Annotated in this window: 21 protein-coding genes; 14 read left to right on the top strand and 7 right to left on the bottom strand. The window is 35.0% G+C overall.

All coding sequences use genetic code 11. The annotated features are described in order from the left end of the window. Window positions 1-31 precede the first annotated feature (31 nt). From KI338_RS16670 to KI338_RS16660, 3 genes are all read left to right on the top strand, one after another. A complete protein-coding gene (locus tag KI338_RS16670; protein ID WP_212922155.1) occupies window positions 32-379 on the top strand; it encodes a hypothetical protein in 348 nt (115 codons plus the stop codon). Window positions 380-517: 138 nt separating this feature from the next. Continuing rightward, window positions 518-817, top strand: a complete 300-nt coding sequence (locus KI338_RS16665) for a rhodanese-like domain-containing protein (protein WP_212922154.1) — start codon at window positions 518-520, stop codon at window positions 815-817. A 30-nt stretch (window positions 818-847) separates the two neighbouring features. Further along, the gene (locus KI338_RS16660; protein ID WP_212922153.1) at window positions 848-1,228 is read left to right on the top strand and encodes a rhodanese-like domain-containing protein; all 381 of its coding nucleotides are present in this window, start codon (window positions 848-850) and stop codon (window positions 1,226-1,228) included. Window positions 1,229-1,641: 413 nt separating this feature from the next. On the opposite strand, the gene nhaC is transcribed toward KI338_RS16660, so the two are convergent. Continuing rightward, on the bottom strand, window positions 1,642-3,030 hold the full coding sequence (gene nhaC, locus KI338_RS16655; protein WP_212922152.1) for a Na+/H+ antiporter NhaC: 1,389 nt from the start codon (window positions 3,028-3,030) through the stop codon (window positions 1,642-1,644). Between the two features lie 886 nt (window positions 3,031-3,916). On the opposite strand from nhaC, the gene KI338_RS16650 reads away from it, so the two are divergent. Further along, window positions 3,917-4,972, top strand: coding sequence for a M42 family metallopeptidase (locus tag KI338_RS16650; protein ID WP_212922151.1), 1,056 nt, complete (start codon window positions 3,917-3,919; stop codon window positions 4,970-4,972). Between the two features lie 31 nt (window positions 4,973-5,003). Here the strand turns inward: KI338_RS16650 and pgmB are convergent, their stop codons facing one another. The 5 genes from pgmB to KI338_RS16625 form a co-directional block, all read right to left on the bottom strand. Then, window positions 5,004-5,672, bottom strand: coding sequence for a beta-phosphoglucomutase (gene pgmB / locus KI338_RS16645; protein ID WP_244853713.1), 669 nt, complete (start codon window positions 5,670-5,672; stop codon window positions 5,004-5,006). Then, complete coding sequence (locus KI338_RS16640; protein WP_212922150.1) at window positions 5,669-7,978, bottom strand: glycoside hydrolase family 65 protein; 2,310 nt, start codon at window positions 7,976-7,978, stop codon at window positions 5,669-5,671. The genes pgmB and KI338_RS16640 overlap by 4 nt, the downstream gene beginning before the upstream one ends. Before the next feature lie 47 nt (window positions 7,979-8,025). Then, window positions 8,026-8,859 carry a carbohydrate ABC transporter permease gene (locus KI338_RS16635; protein ID WP_212922149.1) on the bottom strand — a complete coding sequence of 278 codons (834 nt, stop codon included), beginning with the start codon at window positions 8,857-8,859 and terminating at the stop codon, window positions 8,026-8,028. 11 nt (window positions 8,860-8,870) lie between these two features. Further along, complete coding sequence (locus KI338_RS16630; protein WP_212922148.1) at window positions 8,871-10,088, bottom strand: carbohydrate ABC transporter permease; 1,218 nt, start codon at window positions 10,086-10,088, stop codon at window positions 8,871-8,873. A gap of 142 nt (window positions 10,089-10,230) precedes the next feature. After that, window positions 10,231-11,493 carry an extracellular solute-binding protein gene (locus tag KI338_RS16625; protein WP_212922147.1) on the bottom strand — a complete coding sequence of 421 codons (1,263 nt, stop codon included), beginning with the start codon at window positions 11,491-11,493 and terminating at the stop codon, window positions 10,231-10,233. Window positions 11,494-11,617: 124 nt separating this feature from the next. Here KI338_RS16625 and KI338_RS16620 point away from each other — a divergent pair, with 124 nt between their 5' ends. Continuing rightward, the gene (locus tag KI338_RS16620; protein WP_244853711.1) at window positions 11,618-12,367 is read left to right on the top strand and encodes an AraC family transcriptional regulator; all 750 of its coding nucleotides are present in this window, start codon (window positions 11,618-11,620) and stop codon (window positions 12,365-12,367) included. A gap of 70 nt (window positions 12,368-12,437) precedes the next feature. Here the strand turns inward: KI338_RS16620 and trhA are convergent, their stop codons facing one another. After that, on the bottom strand, window positions 12,438-13,085 hold the full coding sequence (gene trhA, locus KI338_RS16615; protein WP_212922146.1) for a PAQR family membrane homeostasis protein TrhA: 648 nt from the start codon (window positions 13,083-13,085) through the stop codon (window positions 12,438-12,440). Window positions 13,086-13,213: 128 nt separating this feature from the next. Here trhA and KI338_RS16610 point away from each other — a divergent pair, with 128 nt between their 5' ends. The 9 genes from KI338_RS16610 (at window position 13,214) to KI338_RS16570 (ending at window position 22,774) form a co-directional block, all read left to right on the top strand. After that, entirely contained in the window at window positions 13,214-13,819 is a 606-nt protein-coding gene (locus tag KI338_RS16610; RefSeq protein ID WP_212922145.1) for a DUF1836 domain-containing protein, read from the top strand. Window positions 13,820-13,978: 159 nt separating this feature from the next. Further along, window positions 13,979-14,356 (top strand): PilZ domain-containing protein, encoded by a 378-nt coding sequence (locus tag KI338_RS16605; RefSeq protein ID WP_212922144.1) that lies wholly within the window; start codon window positions 13,979-13,981, stop codon window positions 14,354-14,356. A gap of 221 nt (window positions 14,357-14,577) precedes the next feature. Continuing rightward, window positions 14,578-15,186 carry a DedA family protein gene (locus KI338_RS16600; RefSeq protein WP_212922143.1) on the top strand — a complete coding sequence of 203 codons (609 nt, stop codon included), beginning with the start codon at window positions 14,578-14,580 and terminating at the stop codon, window positions 15,184-15,186. A gap of 14 nt (window positions 15,187-15,200) precedes the next feature. Beyond that, the gene (locus KI338_RS16595; RefSeq protein WP_212922142.1) at window positions 15,201-16,034 is read left to right on the top strand and encodes an undecaprenyl-diphosphate phosphatase; all 834 of its coding nucleotides are present in this window, start codon (window positions 15,201-15,203) and stop codon (window positions 16,032-16,034) included. A gap of 362 nt (window positions 16,035-16,396) precedes the next feature. Continuing rightward, window positions 16,397-17,599: a C40 family peptidase gene (locus KI338_RS16590; RefSeq protein WP_212922141.1), complete on the top strand. Its 1,203-nt coding sequence runs from the start codon at window positions 16,397-16,399 to the stop codon at window positions 17,597-17,599. Between the two features lie 387 nt (window positions 17,600-17,986). Continuing rightward, window positions 17,987-19,270, top strand: coding sequence for a hemolysin family protein (locus tag KI338_RS16585; RefSeq protein ID WP_212922140.1), 1,284 nt, complete (start codon window positions 17,987-17,989; stop codon window positions 19,268-19,270). 165 nt (window positions 19,271-19,435) lie between these two features. Beyond that, window positions 19,436-20,377, top strand: coding sequence for an AAA family ATPase (locus KI338_RS16580; protein ID WP_212922139.1), 942 nt, complete (start codon window positions 19,436-19,438; stop codon window positions 20,375-20,377). Further along, on the top strand, window positions 20,377-21,594 hold the full coding sequence (locus KI338_RS16575) for a DUF58 domain-containing protein (RefSeq protein WP_212922138.1): 1,218 nt from the start codon (window positions 20,377-20,379) through the stop codon (window positions 21,592-21,594). Before KI338_RS16580 ends, KI338_RS16575 begins: the two co-directional genes overlap by 1 nt. Next, on the top strand, window positions 21,584-22,774 hold the full coding sequence (locus KI338_RS16570; RefSeq protein WP_212922137.1) for a hypothetical protein: 1,191 nt from the start codon (window positions 21,584-21,586) through the stop codon (window positions 22,772-22,774). Before KI338_RS16575 ends, KI338_RS16570 begins: the two co-directional genes overlap by 11 nt. The last annotated feature ends 8 nt before the right edge of the window (window positions 22,775-22,782 follow it).

The following is a 22,782-nucleotide window of genomic DNA, read 5'->3' as shown; positions in this document are numbered from 1 at the left end:
GTAGTAAGTTGTACTAGGGGTAGGTGGAGGTATGATTTCCAGTGCAATCAAGCATAGCAAAATGGATGAAGCATCAGACCATATACATGTAGCCCAGTATAAAATGAGATCATTTCAGAAGGAATTACTAGATATTAATGAAATGATTGAGATGGATTTGAACGTATCCGAATTACTAAGATTCGCTGACCATTTCTTTGATGGTTTTATCGTAGACTGGGTGGTTCAAGGAAGAATTAACGATTCACTTGATCAGGTGTATATGAACCAGTCAAAGGTAGTGAAAATCTTAAATCAACTAAAGGAAGAGTTTGACAACCTCCAGGAAAAGCTGTCATCCTTACAGTATGATAGACAAACATTACTTGAAAGCATATAAATCATTGAAAAGCTTTATCGTACCATGGCAAAGGAAACTTTTTAGTTTCTTTTGTCTTGGTGCTTTTTATTTCATTTGTTTTTTTCCCTACTTAAATCCTTTATAATAGAAATAGTATTTGAAATGGGGGTATTAAATGTGAAAGAAATTACACCAGATGAATTAGCAATTAAAATGAGAAATGGTGAAAAATTACATATAATCGATGTTCGTGAGGATGAAGAAGTTGCTACGGGAAAGATCCCTGGCGCACGCCATATCCGACTTGGCGATTTAGAAGATCGTTTGGATGAACTTGATAAAAATGAGCATTATTATATGGTATGTCGTTCAGGTGGAAGAAGTTCTATGGCCTGTGAAATTCTATTGGAAAAAGGGTTTAGTGTAACCAATATGGTAGGTGGCATGCTTTCATGGGATGATGAACTTGAATTCTAAATAAGGATAAAAAAGGATTGGAGAAAAGAGATGGAATTAAATTACTGGCTTCTAGCTATTGTTATTGTCATTCTAATTGTTACTCGCTTCATTCCAGTAAAAGGAATTACGAATATCACTCCAACGGAAGCAAAAGAGAAATTCAAGCAAAAAAATGTGCAATTTATTGACGTTCGGACACCTGGTGAATATACCCGTAACCATCAACTTCCGTTTCGTAATATTCCACTTTATGAACTGACACAACGAGTTAATGAGCTCAATAAGACGAAAGATGTTGTTGTTATTTGTCAAAGTGGTATTAGAAGCTCAAAGGCTGCAAGAGTATTAAAAAAGCATGGGTTTAACCAAATTTTTAACGTCAAGGGCGGAATGAGCGCTTGGAAGAGAATGAACATGCCAAATAATTAGGAATGCACTCCACAACAAGTTTCCTTGCTAAGAAAATTGTCTTTTGAAGGTTTAGAAACATTATAATGATGGAGTTGCCATGAGTTATGAGTGTTTGAGTATATGAAAAAATCAACTAGGCAACTATCAACTTTTAAGTGAAATGTTTTTTATGAAAAAGTTTTTTGAGTGCTAGAAAAAACGATATTATTTTTAATAGAAATTATTCTTCTGTTAGGTTAAATGATTGCATTCACTGAAATAGAAGTTCTCCTTTCAAATGAAAAGTCCCTAGAAAATCAGATGCGAATGGCCACTTGCATCTGAATTCTAGGGACATTTCTTATTGTAATTGGAACAAGTATTGTTCCTATTTAGTAAGTGAATAACTACATCTCTGTTTAATTTTTTTACAAGGACCCGTTTTGGATCTCCTACTTTTTGGGCTCGATAAAAGATAAAGTCTTACCAGTGAAGCCAAGAAGTATTGTCAGGATTGGAGATAGTAAACAGAAAAAGGCAAAGGGCAAGTAGTGCAGTGTATTCACACCAAGGACATTAGCTAAAAACACCCCGCAAACACTCCAAGGTATGAGTGGATTCACTACAGTTCCTGCGTCTTCTACTACTCTACCAAGATTTTTATTTGCTAGACCAAGTCGGGCAAACGATTGTTGAAAAGTTTCTCCAGTTAAAATAATAGACAGATATTGCTCCCCGATAAAAATATTCACCCCAATGGCTGTAAATGCTGCTGACATGATAACTGTTCCAATCTTATTTAATGCTTTCTCAATTGATCGCAATAAAACCGGGATAATTCCCAGGGCGAATGTAAGTCCCCCCATACTTAGAGCTAATATCACCAAAGAAATTGTAGACATCATACTATTTAATCCGCCTCTAGTGAGTAAGCTGTCAATGGCTTCGTTTCCGGTTGAAGATACATAGCCATTAAAAATAATTTGGAACAATTCTTTCCCAGTTGTATGAAAGTGAAAAAAGGAAAGGATTATCGCAAAAATAGAGTTAAATGCTAGCGTGATAAATGCAGAAACCTTCTTTAATGCAAATATTGCGAGTAGGACAATTGGAAGCAAACTGTACCAATGGACTAAATTAGTTGCATTCAATCCCTCCTGAAAGCTTTCCATTTTACTAAAATCAACATTTGCTTCATTTGGAGATAGTAACACGTATACGATAAAACTAATTATAAATGCAGGCACCGTAGTCCACGCCATATTGCGTATATGCTCAAATAAATCTACTTTCATAATAGTGGATGCAAGGTTAGTTGTATCGGACAATGGTGACATTTTATCCCCGAAGAAGGCGCCCGATACAATGGCACCAGCAGTAATATCCATTGAAGCGTCAAATGCTGACGCTATCCCAATAAAGGCTACGCCAATGGTAGCAGAAGTCGTTAAGGAGCTGCCAATTGCTATACCGACGATAGCAGTTACCAAGAAGACGATGGCATAGAAAAAATGAGCTGTTGCTAGTTGAAAACCTGTGTATACTAAGGTCGGAATCGTCCCGCTAACAATCCATGTAGCAATTAATAAACCAATTAAAAAAAAGAGAAAAATAGCCCCTAGGCCAGATTGCGCCCCTTTTATCATGCTCTCCTCTAAAAGCCTAAAAGGAATCTTTTTTATAAGTCCAAAAATAATTAACAGGAAAATAGCGATTAATATAGGGATATGTGGAGCTGCAGAAAATTTTATAATACTAATGCTAGTAGTCCCGATAATAAAAAATGTAAGAAAAATCGCTTCCCTAATGGTTGGAGTGTATACACTCTTCACTTGATTCATGTTGATAACCTCCTATGTTTATAAAGATAAGCGTAACGTACATTGCTCATTATTGGAAAAGTGTAGCTAGTGAAGGATAACTAAAATAATTTAAATATAAGTCTCTTCTATGATGTGAGAAATAAAAAAGAGAGCTTCCTGCCCCAAATAGGGACGAAGAAGCTCTCCGCGGTACCACCCTTGTTAATGATGTCACTCATTCACTCTTTATTTCCAAAACTGCACACGGTGTATTTCATCCTACTTATCGCCTGGATTTTCAGCAACCATCCAGTCTCTTTTTGCTGCTAATAAGTGAATTACTAGGTTCGTGATTTGGATACAATATTTATTCTTTTACTAAAACGCTTCATAGCTTTTAAGCATTACTCATTATATAAATTATTAACTAATATAACATGATTTTTAAATTAATCAAGAGGAAATCCTAAAAGTCTACTAATTAATGGACATCACAGGCTGCCTTTATAAAATAAAAACAATCGTCATTAAGCCAATTTCAAGGGTATTGTAAACCCAGCATTGTGGACGTCCCCACTTGGTTCAGATTTAGTAATAATACCATCTAATAAACTGTTCTCATTACATCAATAGTATATATTCTCTGTCAACCTATACGAGAAATCTCTTTCATTTGGAGAGTATTCAAAAATAGCTGGTTAGTCATTCAAGTTAAAAAACCCTTCATACAATAATATGGTTTAATCAATTCCTCTTTCTAATAAATTACCTTCTTATTACACACTGTTTAAGTAAGGGGATAATGAGAAATGGGATATTCATATGTCTTTAATTTTTTCTACATAAGCAGGTAATAAACGCTGTTCATCTACACGAAATAACGATACTATAGAATTAATTGATATAAAGAGAGGAGAATTTCAACATGTCTACATATCCAAATGTCAATGAAACGAAAGAATTAATTAAGCAATTAGTCTCTATTCCAAGTCCAACAGGATATACCGCAAATGTAATCCAATTTGCTGAAGACTTCTTAAAGAATTTAAATGTAGAAACGAAGAGGAGCCGAAAAGGTGGATTACTAGCGATGTTACCTGGTAAAAATCAAGATGAGCATCGTATGCTAACAGCTCATGTGGATACACTAGGTGCGATGGTAAAGGAAGTAAAAAGTAGTGGTCGTCTGAAGCTAGATCTTATCGGTGGATTCCGCTACAACTCGATTGAAGGTGAATATTGTGAAATTCATACCTCAAGCGGAAAAACATATACAGGTACGATCTTAATGCATCAAACTTCTGTTCATGTATATAAGGACGCAGGAAAAGCAGAACGAAATCAAGAAAATATGGAAGTCCGTATTGATGCGGAAGTTAGTAGCCCTGAGGAAGTTCGAGAGCTTGGAATTGAGGTAGGAGATTTCGTATCCTTTGATCCACGTGTTGAAATTACAGAAAATGGTTTTATTAAATCTAGACATTTAGATGATAAGGCAAGTGTCGCGATCTTACTACAGCTCATAAAGCGATTAAAGGAAGAGAATGTAACCTTACCCTATACAACACATTTTCTAATTTCCAATAATGAAGAAATTGGCTATGGTGGAAACTCCAATATTACACCAGAGACAGTGGAATACTTGGCAATAGATATGGGTGCAATGGGTGATGGACAGTCTACAGATGAATATACGGTATCTATTTGTGTGAAGGATGCTACTGGACCATATCATTATGGCTTACGTAAGCGACTAGTAGAGCTAGCAGAGAAAAATTCAATTGAATACAAGCTAGATATTTATCCATATTATGGCTCAGACGCATCTGCTGCCATTAAATCTGGTCATGATATTGTTCATGGTTTAATTGGACCGGGAATTGACTCTTCTCATGCGTTTGAACGGACACATGAAAAATCTCTGATTAATACAGAAAAGTTAATTTACCATTATGTATTATCGGATATGATAGCTTACTAATTAAAGATGGCGCACAATCAGTGCGCCATCTTTAATTATACTCCTTCTCCCACCATCTAACTAAAATCTCGTTCAATGATAATTCTTTTGTGGTAGGGACAACGTAATCCGCCTGTTTTAAATAGGTAACTTCTCCGACTCCTACCGCGAACATTCCTGCTCGATTAATCGCTTCGATGCCGCTTTGTGCATCCTCAATTGCAATACATTCCTGTGTTTCCACTTTTAGAAGTGCTGCTGCCTGAAGGAATAAATCTGGTGCAGGCTTTCCTTTCACTATACTCGGATCGGCTAGTGAATCAAATAATTGAGTAATTCCTAACGCTTGTAAAATTAACGGAGCATTTCTGCTTGCGGATGCTAATGCTAGCTTATATCCGGAATGTTTTATATCGAGTAGAAGGGTGTGCATGTTAGGAAGCATCTCTAGTGATTGGTTTTCTATTAGTAAGGATCTATAGTATTCATTCTTTTCCTCTGCTACTATTCTTTTTTCTTTCTCCGTGAAGTGATTTTGTTTCCCACCATGCTCTAAGATAAGTTCAAGAGACTCCATCCTTCCGACACCTTTTAACCGTTCATTAAACTTTGAATCAATTGTAATATTTAATTTTTCGGCACATCGTTTCCATGCTTGATAATGCAATTCAGCAGTATCGGTGATGACCCCGTCTAAATCAAAAATAAAGGCTTTAATCATACGTTAATACCCCCATTTGAAGCAGATGGTAGGCTAATCGGTTTATCCTTTGTGACGGGGTAATTTTTATTCCAGATAGAAATAGTAACAGGCTCACCAGTTAGAAGCTCAATAGTAAAATGATCTTGATTATGATGGACAAACAGTGAACGTCCCTGATATTGCAGAGGAAACTTGTAGCCTTTCCATGCTTTGGGTAGCTGAGGTCTTAAGCAGATGCCATTCTTCTTTAATCGAAGACCTGCGAACCCTGCGACTATTGCTAACCATGTCCCTCCCAGATTAGCCATATGCAATCCGTCCTTGGTGTTTCCTTGGATATTGTCTAAATCTAATCGAGCTGTTTCAATGAAATAATTATATGCCTTTTCTACATAGCCTACTCTAGCTCCCATCATGCTAAAAACACATGAGGATAACGAGGAATCATGTGTGGTGATTTTCTCATAGTATTCATATGAGTTCTTGATCACCGCTTCAGATGCTTCATCTTCCACTAAAAAATGGGCAAGGACAGTGTCGGCTTGCTTACATACCTGATATCGATAAATGGTTAACGGGTGGTAGTGTAGTAACAGCGGATAATGTTCCGCTGGTGTACCTTCAAAATCCCAAATTTCCTTTTGTAAAAACGTGTCATCCTGAGGATTTATCTGCCTATTTTCATCATAAGGTAGGTACATTCTTTCTGCAGCCTGTTTAAAGCTTTCTAGTTCACCCTCTGTAAATGAAAGCTTTTCCTTTAACCTTTTCCAAAATATTGGCTCTTCGATTTGTAATTTCAAACTAATGTCATATGCCCATTGTAAATTATATTTCGCCATTACATTAGTGTAATAATTATTGTTTACGATCGCAGTATATTCATCTGGTCCTGTAACAGTATCAATACGGAATTGATCCTCTTTAAAATGTCCAACCTCAATCCACAGTCTTGCAGTTTCGAGTAATACCTCTGCACCAGCTTCCTTTAAAAATTCCATGTCATTTGTGGCTAAAAAATAATAAACATAGCTATAAGCGATATCAGCACTAATATGGTATTGTGCAGTGCCAGCAGGAAAATAGGAGGAGCACTCTTTTCCTGTTATTGTTCTCCAAGGATACAAGGCTCCCTTCTTATGGCCCATCTCCTTTGCCCTTTCTCTAGCAGAATTAAGAATCGTATATCGATAAAGTAATAGTTTTCTCGCTAGTGCTGGATTTGTCAAAGTAAACATAGGGAGTAAATAAATTTCTGTATCCCAAAAATAATGTCCTTCATAACCTTCACCAGAAAGGCCTTTTGCTGCAATACTTGTTTTCCCATCCTGTCCAGCCGATTGTAGTAGGTGGTACAAATTAAAACGAATAGCTTCTTGAATTTGCTCATCACCTTGAATGATGACATCGGTATCGTTCCAAAATGAATTCATGTAACTCTTTTGCTGAATAGCAATCTCATGATAATTTAGGGAAGCTGATTCTTTTTTAATAGCAACTAATTCTTTTCTTAACTCCTCATATCTTGTCGATTCAGCTATAAATGTTCGTTTATCTAAGAAAGTTTCCGCTGATAATTGAAAATCAACGGTAGATACAATAGCTGATTTCTTCATTTCATAACGATATTTTGCATATGGATTGGATAGCTTCATTGTTGATAAAGCAGCTGACCGGAGGCCTGAACGACATGTCTCCAATTCTATGAAACTATAGTCCTCACACTGTAATAGCTGATTAATCTTGATATGCTTTTTATCATCACTTGCAACTCGAGGGTCATTTCTATTCGCATAATTTTTCACGTCCCCATTCATTGTCGACACAATCTGAACGGGAATAGGATTACTTATCGGTGTTAATGTAACAAATTGATAGAAGAGCTCCTGTATATGAAAGGAAACAAGTCGGGTAAATTTTATGATTAATTCATGTCCTTGACGGGATCGCCAATGTAGTATTCGCTCTGTCAATCCTTTATCCATATGAAGAATTCGGTTATAGGATAGAACTTCACCAGTATATAGAGAGACCTTTTCCTTTTCCTGATCGCTCCCAACCCATATTTCAATTCCTTGTGTATCCATAATGTTTACTAGTTTTTGTTGTGTTTCGGGAAAACCAAATAGTTTCTCCCCATATGGGATGTTGACGATATCATGATAGCCATTGATATAAGTTCCACGGATTGTTTCTACATGTTCTGGCAAACCTTCTTCTAAATTACCACGTATTCCGATATAGCCATTCCCATTAAAAAACAAGCTTTCTTCGATTAATAGTTTTTCAAAATCTATGTTTTTTGATTGTATTTTCCATGACAAGTAGTATCACTCCAGACGAACAAATTATGTTGAATGCGCTAATTTTTTTATTCCTTAACTCCACCAGAGGTAAGTCCTGAAACAATCTGTCTTTGGAAAAACAAGACGATTATTAATGTTGGAATCGTAACAATAGTTGTAGCAGCTGCAACCTCTCCCCAAAGGATTGAAAATTGATCACGTAAAAAGGATATAGCAACTGGAACAGTGTGAAAATTTGATTCGGTATTTAATGTTATGGTTAACAGAAATTCATTCCAGGCAGCGATAAAGGTAATAATAGCGGTTGTAAAGACCCCAGGAGCTGCCAACGGAAACACAATCTTTGTTAGTGTTTGTACTCTTGATGCCCCATCTATTTTTGCAGATTCTTCAAGTGCTAGTGGGATTTGATTAAAATGTGTAACTAAAATCCATACCGCCATTGGTAACGTAATTGTGGAGTACGGAAGAATAACAAAATAACTATTTAGCCAATCCAAATCATAGAATAAATTATAAATAGGACCAGTTATAATCATCTGTGGAAACATGGAAACTGCTAAAACCAAGCCTAATAAAATGCTTTTTCCTCTAAAATGAAAGCGTGAAATTGCATAGGCACATAGAGATGCGACAATAATAACGTATATAGTTGTTGAAGTAGCAACGATAAGACTATTTAAAATTGCTCGTAATATCCCTTTTTCAAAGAGAATGGTTACATAGTTTTTCAGGGTGGGGTTCTCGGGAATTACATTAAAAGCTCCGGTACCGAAAATTTCACCGCTAGTTTTAAAGGATGTAATAAATATCCAAATAAAAGGAAAAACCATAATAAATAAGTAACCGATGACAACAATGCCAAAAGCAAATAAAAATTTACGTTTATTATTCTTCATGTGCTCCCCCCTTAATTACGATCTAGTAGATTCTTACCGAGTAGCCGGACAAATATCATAGCGATAATAGCAACGCAAACAAACATAATCATGACCACAACAGATCCATATCCAAAATTAGTCTGTCCAAACATCGTTTTATAGGCATAAATGGATAGGGTCTCAGTAGCTCCCCCTGGTCCTCCACCAGTGAGGACAAAAATTAAATCAAATACACGAAACGCATCAAGTGTTCGAAAGAGTAAAGCTACCAGAATAGAAGACTTCAGTAATGGTAGGGTTACTGTAAAAAAGCTTTTGAATTTGGATGACCCATCGATGGATGCTGCTTCATATAAAGTAGAAGGAATATTTTGTAAGCCTGCTAATAAGAGAAGTGCCATGTATGGCGTTGTTTTCCATACATCTGCTAATATCGTCGACACCATAGCTCCACCTTGACTTAATAGAAGATTTTGCGATTGACTAATAAGGCCGAGGTTCTCAAAAAAATGTGCGACGATTCCACTAGTTCCATCATATAAATAACACCACATTAACGCTGCAACTGCTGTAGGGATTGCCCATGGAATAAGGGAGGTCGTTCTTACTAGACCTTGCCCAACTATAGCTTTATTTAGGATGAGTGCTAGCCCTAGCCCAAGTATCAATTCAATTGCTACCGATACGAAAGTAAATAGAAAAGTATTTCCTAATGCGATGTGAATTCGCTTATCACCTAGAGCTTCCTTATAAGCTTTTAAACCGATAAAGTTGGATGGTATCATGCTTTTTTCAATATCCTCGACAAGTAAGGGAAGACTATCCGTATGTGTTAAGGAATAATTCTTCGTTAAATGTTCTATTAAAGCTTTCGTATTTTCATACAGCTGATTAATTTCTAATCGTTCTTCCTTAGAAATTTCAATAATACCCTTATCGTCTGTATAGGACGATGCAACTCTATTGAGATTTTGTAGTACAGTTTCTACTTTTTCCTTGTCTTTTGAATCTGTGATATTAGTTAAGTCCTCGGATAAAAATAGGTCGATATAAAGGACAGTTTCTTGAAATAAATCGGTGTTAAATCTCTCTTGTAAATAAAGTCCAGCCTTTTGCTGATCATTTAGCTTATAATCGAACAAGGTATACGTAATTGATTGAACGACTGGCCATAAGGAAAAGATACCGATAAGAATTAACGTTGGTAATAGGTACAACCAACCACTAAAGCCTAGCTTTTGCCTCATTGTTTTCACCTCGCAACGGTTCATATGACTTGCCTTGTTTTCACCTCGCAACGGTTCATATGACTTGCCTTATGATAAAATGGAAACTCCTTATGAAATTTGCTCATAAGGAGTTTCAACCTATTTTATTGCAAACCGTTATTTACTCAGTCTTTGCGGACTCTTCAATAGCCGAAGAAATTGTATCAAGTCCTTCTCCTGAGCTTAAATATTTATGGGATTCTACTTGAATCGTATCGGACACAGCGTTATAGTCAGGTGATACTGGGCGTGCAAGTGTATTGGCTAAAGCATTCTGGAATCCTGGATAAGAAAGTAATTCATTTCCAGCTATAACCGCTTCATCCTCAAGTAGAGTATTGAATCCGGGTAAATACCCACCTTCAGTAGCCATTATTTTTTGTCCGGTTTTGCCTGCTGCAAACTCTATAAACGCCCATGCACCATCGATATTTTCGGAGTTCTTATTAATTCCAAGTAACCAACCACCTACTGCTCCACCATTTGGAAGAGGGGCAATTCCAACCTGATCTAAAGAAATAGTAACACCATCTTCTTGTCCTTTAATTCGTCCGAATTGATATGGCCAGTTACGTGCAAATACTGCATTTCCTTGTTCAAAATTTGTATGTGTTTCAGCTTCCGTATAGTTTAATAAATCACTTGGTGAAAAATCTGCATTCGTAAATTTATACATGGATTCTAAACCTGTTTGAACATTGTTGTAGGAATTGGTAAACTCAGTCACGTTAACTGTTAAGCCTTCATATTGTTTCGACTGATAAAGGAATCCATATTTTGTACCTTTCTCACCTGTATATTTTTCGGCCATGGCATACAGGTCCTCGTATGAGTAGTCACCACTTTCTAATTTTATCGCATCCTCTTCACTTACAATGTCACTACGGAAATATAATAGTCCCAAGTCAGGAAAGAAAGGAAGAGTATATTGCTTCCCTGTATAATTTCCCGATGCCATTGAACCAGTATTAAATTGGTCTTTACTGAATCCAGCCTCTTTCATAAAAACATCAATTGGTTCTAAAAATCCCGCTCCAGCAAATTCACCTGCCCATACTACGTCAAGTGAGAGAACATCATATTCACTAGAACCACTATTTAATGAATTTAAAAGTTGGTCATGCATTTGGGCGGAGTCATTTGTAAGCGGGTCCCACTCGATAACGAATTTGTCTTGACTCTCATTAAATGCATCAATTAGTGCTTGTGTTGCAGGTGTATTATCATTCTGGATTCCGACCTTAATCGTTACTTTCTCTTCAGTTGTCGTGTTATTTTTGTTATCTTTTTGTGCAGTATTAGATGCTTTATCACTAGAACAAGCTACCAAGATTACTATTGATAAGAAAACAAAACATAAATATCCAAGCTTACCCTTTTTCATTCTATTTCCCCCTTATCGTTTGGTAAAGCGTGTGCTATCTTGAATTGTAAAGGCTTACATACTATAATTATATTAGAATTTTAAGATTTTTATTAAAATATACATATGTTGAGGAGGGATAGGATTGAGAAAACTATCAACAATTCAGCAGGATGTAATTAAACAATTTTTGAATACGAGAAAAGAAAATGAAGAAACACTTTTTGCTCATCCTTCTTATCAATTAGAACAGGAATTACTGCATTGGATTAAACAAGCAAACGAAGAAAAGGCTAAGGAAGTGTTGTCAAAAATAAATAATTTAGAAAAAGCAAGGCTTTCCCATTACCCACTAAGATCATTAAAAAATTCATTGATTTGTTCTTGTACATTATTCACGAGGGCAACAATAAAAGCAGGAGTTACCCCAGAATATGCATTTGATTTAAGTGATATTTATATACGAGAGATAGAGAAACGTGATGATCCTATGCTATTGCAAGAGCTTGAATATGAAATGGTAACAACCTTTATAAAAGCGATTCGAGATTACCAAAAGGATCCATATCAAAATGAAATAGTGGACAAAGCAGTTCATTATATTCACGATCATATTTTACAGCCTATTCAGCTACAAGAAATTGCTGATGCAGCAAATGTGAGTGCAAATTACTTATCTACTTTATTCCGAAAAATAGTTGGCTTTCCCTTAATAGAATATATTAATCGAAAGAAAATTGAGGAATCTAAATATTTTCTAGAACATACGAATTCATCGTTACTTGATATTGCAATCTTATTTGCTTTTTGCAATCAAAGCTATTATACTGCCTTGTTTCGGAAATATAATGGTATAACTCCAAAGCAATATAAACAATTAAGGAACATTGGATAAAGCAAAAGACGAGTAGCAATTCAAACGCTACTCGCCTTTTTGTATAGATGTGAAAGTCTTCATATCATGTTTATAAAACATAGTAGAAGATACAAAAGAAATGAAAGAAGCTACCGCCTAAAATAAACAGATGGAATATTTCATGAAATCCCATATGTTTAAATTCTAAAAATTTTGGTTTCAACCAATAAATGAAGGCTCCTAAAGTATATGTTATACCACCTAATAGTAAAAGAAGCATACCTTCTGTTGATAAAACCTTTGATAATGAAGGACTAAAGAAAATTATAATCCATCCCATTGCAACATAGAGTGCAGTAGAAAGCCATCGAGGAGCTTGAAACCATATTAATTTATATAAAACTCCAAATAGTGCAAGTGTATTTATCACTATAAATAGAATCCAACCTGTTGTACCACCTAAGCTTATTAGGCATATAGGAGTATAAGTACCAGCGATTAGAATGAATATCATGGAATGATCTATTTTTCGCAGGAAAGCGATGATATGATCCTTAGCAACTACCATATGGTAGGTTGCAGATGCAGAGTAAAGTAAGATAAGGCTAATTCCAAATATGGTTACCGCAGTAATAGCAAGTGGTGATCCAGAATCAATAGATGCCTTTATTACTAGTGCCAATAACCCAGCAAAAGATATAAGAGCTCCGAATAAATGAGTAAAGCCATTGATTGGTTCGCGAATATATGTGTTCATGTTAATTAAACCCCTCCATGTAGTTTTGATAACTACATTAAATAATACATGTGTTTTATCAAGTAGTCAACATTTACTTTCAAGGTTGTCTTAATTATAATAAGGATAAAAAATAAACGAGGTAAACCATGAAAGATATTAAGACTATAGTGGAGAACTTGCACCTAGATAATCAATTATTAATTGATGAATTACCTAATATTGATTTATATATGGATCAAGTCATTCAAATTTTTGAGAGTAAGCTAGAGAAAACAAAGCGAAATGAGGATGACAAAGTATTAACCAAAACAATGATAAATAATTATGCAAAAGGTAAATTATTTTTTCCTATTGAAAATAAGAAGTATTCGAAAGAGCATATTATGCTGATTGGTTTAATCTATCAGCTAAAAGGTGCGCTCTCAATCAACGATATTAAAATAACCTTAGATACATTAAATCAAAAAATCATGGAAGAAAGTTTTCCGGTTGAGACAATATATAAAAGTTATTTAAAGCTGTCCGAGCGAAATGTGGACAGATTTTATGAGGATGTTGGAGAATGTTCACAGGAAGTGACGGAAGAAATTGGACATTTACAAGATAAAGATGAGGATTATTTAGAACAGCTGTTACTTATTGCCTCTCTCGTCAATATGAGTAATTTCTACCGACGACTTGCAGAGAAACTTGTTGATAATTTAGATTCTGGTAGGGACAAAGTAGAAAAGGCTAAGAAAAATAAGGATTAACATAGATGATAACTAAAAAATAGGTGTGAGCTAGAAATTTAGTTTACTAACCTATTCGTCTTCACTACATGCAAAGGTAGGAGTGCTGTCGATCATTATTGCTCTATTGGAGGATTCCTATTAATATAGGGTTAAATGATAAGAAATGAGGGATTATTGATGCGGTTCAAACGTGATGAAGCCTTTCGTTTTGAGTTTGGTGAGCCTTTACCGATTATTTTTCAGGTTGATGAAATTAATGGAAAAAGAATGACATTATCTGATCGTAAGGCTAAAATGCTAGACCTGAGCTTGAAAGGGATGAAAATAGTTACATCTATACCCCTTCCTGTTGATAGTCACCAAGAAATTAAGGTAACCGTTCATTTCTTATTAAATAATCAGAACTATACGATTCAAGGTCGATTAGTATGGAAGAAACAACGATTTAAGGAATATTTTTATGGTTTGAAATTTCTTGTTGATCCTGATTTACTCGATTCTATTTTGGGTGATTTAAAGATTATTGGGAAGCAGATGGCTCAATTAAAATCTTAAGAATTTGCCAGATGATAGTCCTTTATGCAGAATTGAAGAATAAAAGTAGTCTGTACCACCAGTTTGATTAACGACTGGTGAATTTTTTTTATTTAGTAGTGGACGAGTTCTTCTTTTTTCATATATAGTTAAATGTGCATATTTTGATCAATTGTCGATTATATTTATATGGACAAAATGTTGGAGCCATGAACTTAACTGGTTTCCGTTGGAGGGCAACTATGCAAGAGTGGATAACGAATATAATGGAACAGTATGGTTATACGGGGATATTTTTCATGATGCTAGTAGAAAATGTATTTCCACCGATACCTTCAGAAATTGTGTTACCTTTCGGAGGTTTTTTAACAACAAAATCAGATTTAACTGCAATGGGAGTAATTATTACTTCAACAAGTGGTTCGGTGCTTGGCGCTATCATCCTATATGGAATTGGTCTACTAATTGATGTAGAACGATTAGAAAGAATTGTTGATCGGTGGGGACATATTATCCGAATTAAAAAAGAAGATATTCGAAAGGCTGATCACTGGTTTGACAATTACGGGTATTGGACGGTTTTATTTTGTAGAATGATCCCACTAGTACGTAGTTTGATTTCTATCCCTGCTGGAATGGCCAATATGAATTTTACACTTTTCCTATTGTTTACATTAATAGGTACATTAATTTGGAATGTAATTCTCATTATGGTTGGCGTGGCATTAGGGGAAAATTGGGAACATATACTTTCGTTTATGGATATGTATTCATCGATCACCTATTTTCTGATTGGAATAGTAATCATTATTCTAGGAATATTGTTTATTAGAAAAAGAATTCGTAAATAGATTGGGGAAGACAAATGGATATTTTTGAAATTATAAAAGCAGTTATATTAGGATTGGTTGAGGGATTAACAGAGTTTGCGCCTGTATCCTCAACTGGACATATGATTATTGTAGATGATATGTGGTTAAAATCACAGGAGTTTCTAGGGAAATATACCGCAAATACATTTAAAGTTGTAATTCAGCTTGGATCGATTCTAGCTGTAGTAGTAGTATTTTGGAAGCGATTTGTTGATTTGCTGGGACTTAATCGGATAGGGAAAAAACATGTAGATTCACCACAACAAAGACTAAAGCTATCACAAGTAATTGTGGGACTTATTCCAGCAGGTGTTTTTGGATTTCTATTTGAGGATTTCATTGACGAGCATTTGTTTTCTACAGAGACTGTACTAATAGGTTTACTTCTTGGAGCGGTCCTTATGATTGTGGCTGACCGCTATGCCCAGAAGGATCCAGCCGCTAAAACGGTTGATCAAATTACTTATCGCCAGGCATTGAGTGTAGGTCTTATCCAATGTTTCTCCTTATGGCCAGGCTTCTCCCGTTCTGGTGCAACTATTTCAGGGGGAGTATTAATGGGAATGAGCCACCGGGCAGCAGCTGATTTTACATTTATCATGGCTGTGCCGATCATGGCAGGTGCTAGTCTCCTATCTCTTATTAAAAACTGGGAATATTTTTCTATCGATGCATTACCATTCTTTATTGCTGGATTTATAAGTGCATTTATCTTTGCACTAATTTCCATTAAATTCTTCTTAGAGCTGATTGATCGTATAAAACTAGTACCGTTCGCAATTTATCGCATTGTATTAGTGATTATTATTTATATAATTTTCTTTTAATGGAAAGGACCATGTAAGCTTATTAAAGGTACATGGTCTATTTTTGTGTGGTCTGTACAGGACTTTTGTTGAGGTATAATTGGTGGTACCTCGGTAGTGTTTAAACAACTAGAAATAGGGACAGTTCTACTAGAAGGGGCTGTCCTTTTTTATGTTCTCCCTATTATTCTAGGGCTAAAGTTGTAGTAAATATTAGTAGTTGGTACTATATATTGAAATACTTTTGTAACACAACAATAATAATTGTGAAACCTATGGATGCTATACTTTTACTTAATTGATTAATAGATTTAATAAAGTTACATAGAAAATAAAATAAATTAGTAGATTCGTAGAAAGTCTGGAAAGCGGGGAAAAGAAACGTGAAGAAGTCTTTCGTAACAATAGCTACAGTAGCAGTAGTAGGTATTTCAAGCCATTTTGCTATCGGTACAGCACATGCAGAAACAATTAATAATTTACAAAATAAGCAAGCACAGATTCAAAATGAACGTTCATCTATTAAAGCAAAACTATCAGAAGCAGAAGGACAAATAGCAGATGTTTTAATGGATTTAAAAGAATTAAACGAAGAAATTAAACAAGTTGAACAGGCTTTAAAAGCGAATCAAAAAATGATAGATGATACAAACAAAGATATCGATACAAAAAAGAAAGAGATCGCTGATCTTCAAGATGAGATAAATAAGCGATATGATATTTTAAGTAATAGAATGATGAATTACCAAAAAAGTGGCGGGAATATTGGTTTCCTTGATGTAATCTTTGGTTCTAATAGCTTTACTGATTTCATTAGTCGAGTAACTGCTGTCAATAAAATTACTTCATCTGATGCTGATTTAGTAAATCAGCTTGAAGAAGATAAACAAACGGTAACTGCAAAGCTTGATGAACTATCCGAATTACAAACTGAATTAAAAGGCATGCAAGAAACTATTCTTGTACAAAAAGAAGAAAATGATGCTAAGAAAAAAGAATTAAAACAAAAACAAGACACCTTACAGGCTAAAATCTCTGATTTAAAGATTGAAGAAAGCTCATTAGCTTCTATTGAAAGCGAAGTTAACCGTCAAATAGCAGCAAATCGTGTAGTTTCTAATCCTGTAGCTTCCACTAGTTCTAGTAGCTCGAAGTCATCAGAATCCAATTCACTTACTCAGTTAAGTAGTGGAGCAAGTGTAACAAAAGCTGGCAGTAACGCTGCTCAAATTGCAATCAATGCTGGATACCCTCATTTAGGGACTCCATATGTATGGGCAGGAAAAGGACCAGGTGGGTTTGATTGTTCTGGTTTTGTATCTTGGGCATATAGACAGGCTGGAATTTCCTTACCATCTAGTACAGCAGCAATGCAATATTCAGGAACAAAAGTTTCTTATAGTGATATAAGACCTGGTGATTTAGTATTTTTCAATACGTACAAAACGAATGGACATGTTGGAATTTATGTTGGAAATGGTAAATTCATCGGTGCTCAGAACTCAACTGGCTTAGCCGTTGCAGATATGACTTCTGGTTATTGGAAAAATCATTTCAGTGGACACGTTAGACGTGTTGTAAAATAATCACATTTGAAAATAAAGACAGCTATTTCGTAAGAATAGCTGTCTTTTCTAATGTTATTTAGAAATGGATTTTTAGTAGGGATGTAAGCATTTATGACTCATCTTCTTTGATATTTATGATTCAAAAAATTTTGTAGACTGATTTTATGAGATAGAATATAATCATAATAGGGAGGTAGGTGATTCTGATGGGAAGGCAATCAAAAATGTAATAAGTATTAAAATAGATGGTTCTGTTTTCCTATGGAGTGAATCATCTACAATATGGACGGAATATTAAATAATTTAGTTTCTAAAAAATCAGGAGGTGAAGTGAGGTTGCTCCACTAGAGGTAGATCCAGTCGCTCTTTATTGAGAGAAGATCTATAGGAGCATCCTCTTCCTAATTGGATATAGTTAACTTACTTTGGGTTGCTGCATTGATTCTCTTAACCGCATTCTTTGTAGCAACCGAATTCGCTATTGTTAAGGTCCGTTCTAGTCGAATTGACCAATTAATTGAAGAAGGTAATACGAAAGCGGTTAGTTTGAGAAAGATTGATGACAATCTTGATACGTTTATAAATGCATGTCAAATAGGTATTACAGTAACAGCATTGGGGCTTGGTTGGTTAGGGAAGAGCTCTATTGAGACGGCCTTCCAGACAGTTTTTACAAAATTGGAATGGACGAATGCTACTACTAGTGTATTATCATTTCTAATTGCCTTTTTCATTATTCTAGTATTACGAGTAGTTATTGGTGAATTGGTGCCGAAATATATAGCTACTCAGAAAGCAGAAGTAATGGCATTAAATCTGGCAAAGCCATTGTTATTTCTTCGTGTTATTTTGTATCCAATATCATTTCTTTTGAATGGTATAGCGAAATTTATTGTCCGCATTTTTGGCATTAAGGTAGTACAAGAAAATGACAATGCACATTCAGAGGAAGAGCTTCGACTAATTCTATCTGAGAGCTATAAAAATGGCGAAATTAATAAAGCAGAAATGATGTATGTGAATAATATTTTTGAATTCGACGAGAGAGTAGCTCGAGAGATTATGGTTCCACGTACAGAAATGGTTTGCTTTTTTAAAGAAGATAGTTATGAAACAAATATTAATGTAATTCGTGAAGGACAGTATACTAGGTATCCTGTTGCTGATGGTGATAAAGATCATATTATTGGTCTAGTTAATATTAAGGAATTATTTACTGGTCACATAACAAGCGAAAAGGAATCCATTGAATCTCATATTAGACCAATTCTACATGTGTCAGAATCAACACCAATTAAACAAGTACTACTTCGAATGCAAAAGGACCGTATTCATATGGCTATTGTGGTGGATGAATATGGTGGAACAGCAGGGTTAATTACCGTTGAAGATATCCTCGAAGAGATTGTTGGAGAGATACGAGACGAATTTGATGCTCATGAGACACCAATGATTGAGGAAATGGAAGACGGAACTATTTTAGTTGATGGAAAATTATTACTATATGAACTAAATGAATACCTTGGCATTAATCTAGATGAAGAAGAAGTGGATACAATTGCTGGTTGGATAATAAATCACAATGTAGAAGCTAAAAAGGGAACAGCTGTTGAACAGGATGGTTTCCAATTTATCGTAGAAGAAAATGATGGCTACCAAATCAAGAAAATAAGAATTATTAGATTGTAATGTGTTAGAAGATAGTCATGTAAGTGACTATCTTCTTTTTTGCATTTAAAGAAAATAAATCAAAAAATTACTTGAAACCTATTTAAACTGATCATCGTAAAAAACATTAAGACATGTTATAATTAACCCAATTATCACACTTTTATTAAAATTAGGGGGATATAGATGGAAAACATAAACTTAGCAAAGGATTCATTAAATCGTGTAATTTATGGAAAAGAAGATGTTGTAGACTTAATGTTTATTGCGTTATTTGCTGGTGGACATGTATTACTAGAAAGTGTTCCAGGTACAGGAAAAACAAAATTGGCTAAGAGCTTTGCCAAGGTGATGGATGGAAAGTTTAGTCGCGTTCAATTCACTCCTGACGTTTTGCCTAGTGATGTTACAGGAATTCGTTTCTTTAATCCAAAAACACAGGAATTCGAACTTCGTGTTGGCCCAGTTGTTTCGAATGTTTTATTGGCTGATGAAATTAATCGGGCAACACCAAAGACGCAATCAAGTTTACTGGAGGTAATGGAGGAATACCAGTCAACGATTGACGGTGAAACAATAAAGGTAGAAGCACCATTTGTTGTGATAGCTACTCAAAATCCAGTTGAAAGTAACTACGGAACATTTCCACTACCAGAGGCACAGTTAGATCGTTTTCTATTTAAAGTAGATATTGGATATCCATCAAAAGAGGAAGAAAGACAAATTTTAACCACTTATCGTACAAGAGATCCATACAAGGATATTCAACCAGTATTATCCTTAGAAGAAATTCGCTCTATCCAACAGCAAATTAAGGATGTTACCATTTCTGAAGTTGTTTATGATTATTTATTAGATTTAGTTCATGCTTCTAGAGATCATGAAGAAGTAGAACTTGGAATAAGTCCACGAGGAATGCTTGCACTAATGCGTGCTTCTCAGGCTAAGGCATTTTTAGATGGTAGAGAATATGTAACACCAAATGATATTAAGAAATTAACTCCGTATGTGTTTGGTCATCGTTTGATACTAACAATGGAGGGTGCTATTAAAAAGACAGCAAATCAAATCGTAAGTGAAATTCTCGAAGCGGTTTCTGTACCTGTAGAAGAAGGAGCAGTAAACTAATGAGTTGGCGGAAGGAAGTTGGCACGGATGATTCAAGGAGTTTTGATTATATTCTTTTAGCTTTAGTCGTATTTTTTATCATTGGTGTCATTTTTAAGTCAGCAATTGTATTTATTGCTGTTGGTATCTTTGCTGCATATCTAATTGCCTACAAAATCTATGACAAGAGCTTAGAGAAAAGTCTTCATTTAAAGAATGAACGGAATACAATTAAACTATTTCCTGGTGAAGAAACAACATTTCGCTTCGAAATCCAAAATCGATCGATATTTGCACATATTAATGGTGAGTTTAGTTTTAATCTTGGTGCAGCAATGAAGGCATATACGATTGTAAAAAGTGAAAAGGATTATTGGAAGGAAATCAAGCTTCCATTATCTGTTATCCAAAAGAAGAAGACCTTAGTTGAATTTCCGGTGGTTGCAGAACAACGTGGAGTGGCTAGAATAAGAAATATTTCTTTTTATTTTCCGCACTTACTTAATTTTAATATGGTTCGCTTACGATACACTAACTTTCATCGTACGGAATTCATAGTTTATCCGAAATTGTTACCCGTTCATGGGATTCATGCGGTATTTCATATGATGCCTGGGGAAAGTAGGTTAAATTACTCGCCATTTGAAGATGCGCAAAGTCCTTTAGGTACTAGAGACTATAGCTACAGTGATCCTTTTCATAAGATTAACTGGAAGGCAAGTGTAAAAACACAAAAGCTTCAAACGAATATCTATGAGAAAGTAGTAGATCGCTCATTTATTTTTATTATTAACTTAGGCACACAAAACAATAAAAATATGGTGAGCTTTAATCAAAATCTGGAAAATCTATTATCTTATACGGCTTATTTAAGTGAGTATGCGACTAAAATGCGTATCCCATTTGAGATTTTTATTAATGCTCGAAAACCTGGGAAGGAGAAATACCTTCATCTTCATGAAGGTGAAGGAAAAAACCATTATATGCATGCTCTTGAAATGCTGGCAAGGGTACATAAGCAATCACCCATCTTACCATTTAATAAAATGCTATACCAAATCGGAAAGCAATTAATCCAGCCAAAGACGATTATTTTCATTGGGGATATACCAGATGGAGCTTTGGAAATGATCCATTCGTGGAAACAGGTACAAAATAGTGTCTATCATATCATGGAAGGGGATAATGGTGCCTTTGTACGGCCGATGAAGAGGGGGACAATTAAGAATGCAACATAATCATCCTTTGATTGCATATGCCTATCATTTTCTTAGTGAAGCTATTATTATTTTTTTAATAGCTATCCCTTTTTTTTATCATCGCTTTTTCTTTGTACCTTATTGGAGCTATTTAGCAGTCGTTATTGGAGCTTGTATCCTATTTACTATCATTACAAAATATAAACCTACATTATTTCTTTATTTCATGGTAGTGCCAGGTCTTTTTGTCTTATTTCATTTACTAAATTATCCTATAATCATGTCTATCTCCTTATCACTATTATTGGTATGGCGTTATATAAACATTAGAAACCAAGAATTTATAAAAAGGGAAGCGATTTATGTCCTAATTACAGCTATTCTAACAGTACTTGTAAGTAGCTTAGTTCATGAAAGCCATATCATGATCTACCCCTTTTTACTGTTTGTTATTCTATGTGCTGGCTACATTTTAAGCCATTATGTGTACGTTTCAAAAGTAGAAAAGAAGGAAATTAGTTCTAAACTACTAATATATTTTACTGGTATTCTTGCTACAGGTGCAGGAACATTCTATCTCTTGTTTGGTGTATTACGCTCAATCACTGCTCAAATTTGGGGCATCTTAATAGATGCAACAGGTGGTTTATTTCTATCAATCTCTAATTTTATGAGCTTTATCACAGTTGAAAAACGTAGTTGGGCGGATAGGAAGCTTAGTGAAGAGGATTATGAATTTGTTAAGCCACTTGAGGAGCACAATGTAGTTGATCAAATGTCTGGCTTATTAATATTTGCAGTGCTTTTTATTAGTCTGTTTGTCTTGGTAATTGTTCTTTTGCTGACAATGAGGAAAAGAATAAAACTTAAACTATCAAAGATAGAAACCCGAGATGTCCCTGTAATTAGTACCATTGATAGTTTGAAGACAACTTATATGAGTCAAGATAAGACATCATTTATTAAGCGGGTTTTTAAAGCTCCAGAACATCCAATCCGTAAAATGGTCTTCCAGTTTGAACGGAAGGCAAAGAAACTAAATAAAGGAAGAAAGTATAATGAGACATTAGAGGACTGGTTTAAACGTATAGGCATTGAAGCTAATATCAGTGTCTATCAAAGAGTACGGTATGGAGAAATAGTAGTGAGCGAGAATGAACGTAATCAATTGAGAGAGCAGTTGAGGAAAATGGAAAGTAAGCTCACAACTAATCGTTAAGGTCCACA

Source organism: Ornithinibacillus bavariensis, assembly GCF_018333235.1.
Taxonomy (GTDB): Bacteria; Bacillota; Bacilli; order Bacillales; family Amphibacillaceae; genus Ornithinibacillus; species Ornithinibacillus bavariensis.
This window is presented reverse-complemented; position numbering and strand designations above follow the sequence as displayed.

Coding starts and splice junctions, on each gene's coding strand:
- KI338_RS16670 (WP_212922155.1), top strand. CDS start 32: ATGATTTCCAGTGCAATCAAGCATAGCAAAATGGATGAAGCATCAGAC.
- KI338_RS16660 (WP_212922153.1), top strand. CDS start 848: ATGGAATTAAATTACTGGCTTCTAGCTATTGTTATTGTCATTCTAATT.
- nhaC (WP_212922152.1), bottom strand. CDS start 3,030: ATGAATCAAGTGAAGAGTGTATACACTCCAACCATTAGGGAAGCGATT.
- KI338_RS16650 (WP_212922151.1), top strand. CDS start 3,917: ATGTCTACATATCCAAATGTCAATGAAACGAAAGAATTAATTAAGCAA.
- pgmB (WP_244853713.1), bottom strand. CDS start 5,672: ATGATTAAAGCCTTTATTTTTGATTTAGACGGGGTCATCACCGATACT.
- KI338_RS16635 (WP_212922149.1), bottom strand. CDS start 8,859: ATGAAGAATAATAAACGTAAATTTTTATTTGCTTTTGGCATTGTTGTC.
- KI338_RS16630 (WP_212922148.1), bottom strand. CDS start 10,088: ATGAGGCAAAAGCTAGGCTTTAGTGGTTGGTTGTACCTATTACCAACG.
- KI338_RS16625 (WP_212922147.1), bottom strand. CDS start 11,493: ATGAAAAAGGGTAAGCTTGGATATTTATGTTTTGTTTTCTTATCAATA.
- trhA (WP_212922146.1), bottom strand. CDS start 13,085: ATGAACACATATATTCGCGAACCAATCAATGGCTTTACTCATTTATTC.
- KI338_RS16610 (WP_212922145.1), top strand. CDS start 13,214: ATGAAAGATATTAAGACTATAGTGGAGAACTTGCACCTAGATAATCAA.
- KI338_RS16605 (WP_212922144.1), top strand. CDS start 13,979: ATGCGGTTCAAACGTGATGAAGCCTTTCGTTTTGAGTTTGGTGAGCCT.
- KI338_RS16600 (WP_212922143.1), top strand. CDS start 14,578: ATGCAAGAGTGGATAACGAATATAATGGAACAGTATGGTTATACGGGG.
- KI338_RS16595 (WP_212922142.1), top strand. CDS start 15,201: ATGGATATTTTTGAAATTATAAAAGCAGTTATATTAGGATTGGTTGAG.
- KI338_RS16580 (WP_212922139.1), top strand. CDS start 19,436: ATGGAAAACATAAACTTAGCAAAGGATTCATTAAATCGTGTAATTTAT.
- KI338_RS16575 (WP_212922138.1), top strand. CDS start 20,377: ATGAGTTGGCGGAAGGAAGTTGGCACGGATGATTCAAGGAGTTTTGAT.
- KI338_RS16570 (WP_212922137.1), top strand. CDS start 21,584: ATGCAACATAATCATCCTTTGATTGCATATGCCTATCATTTTCTTAGT.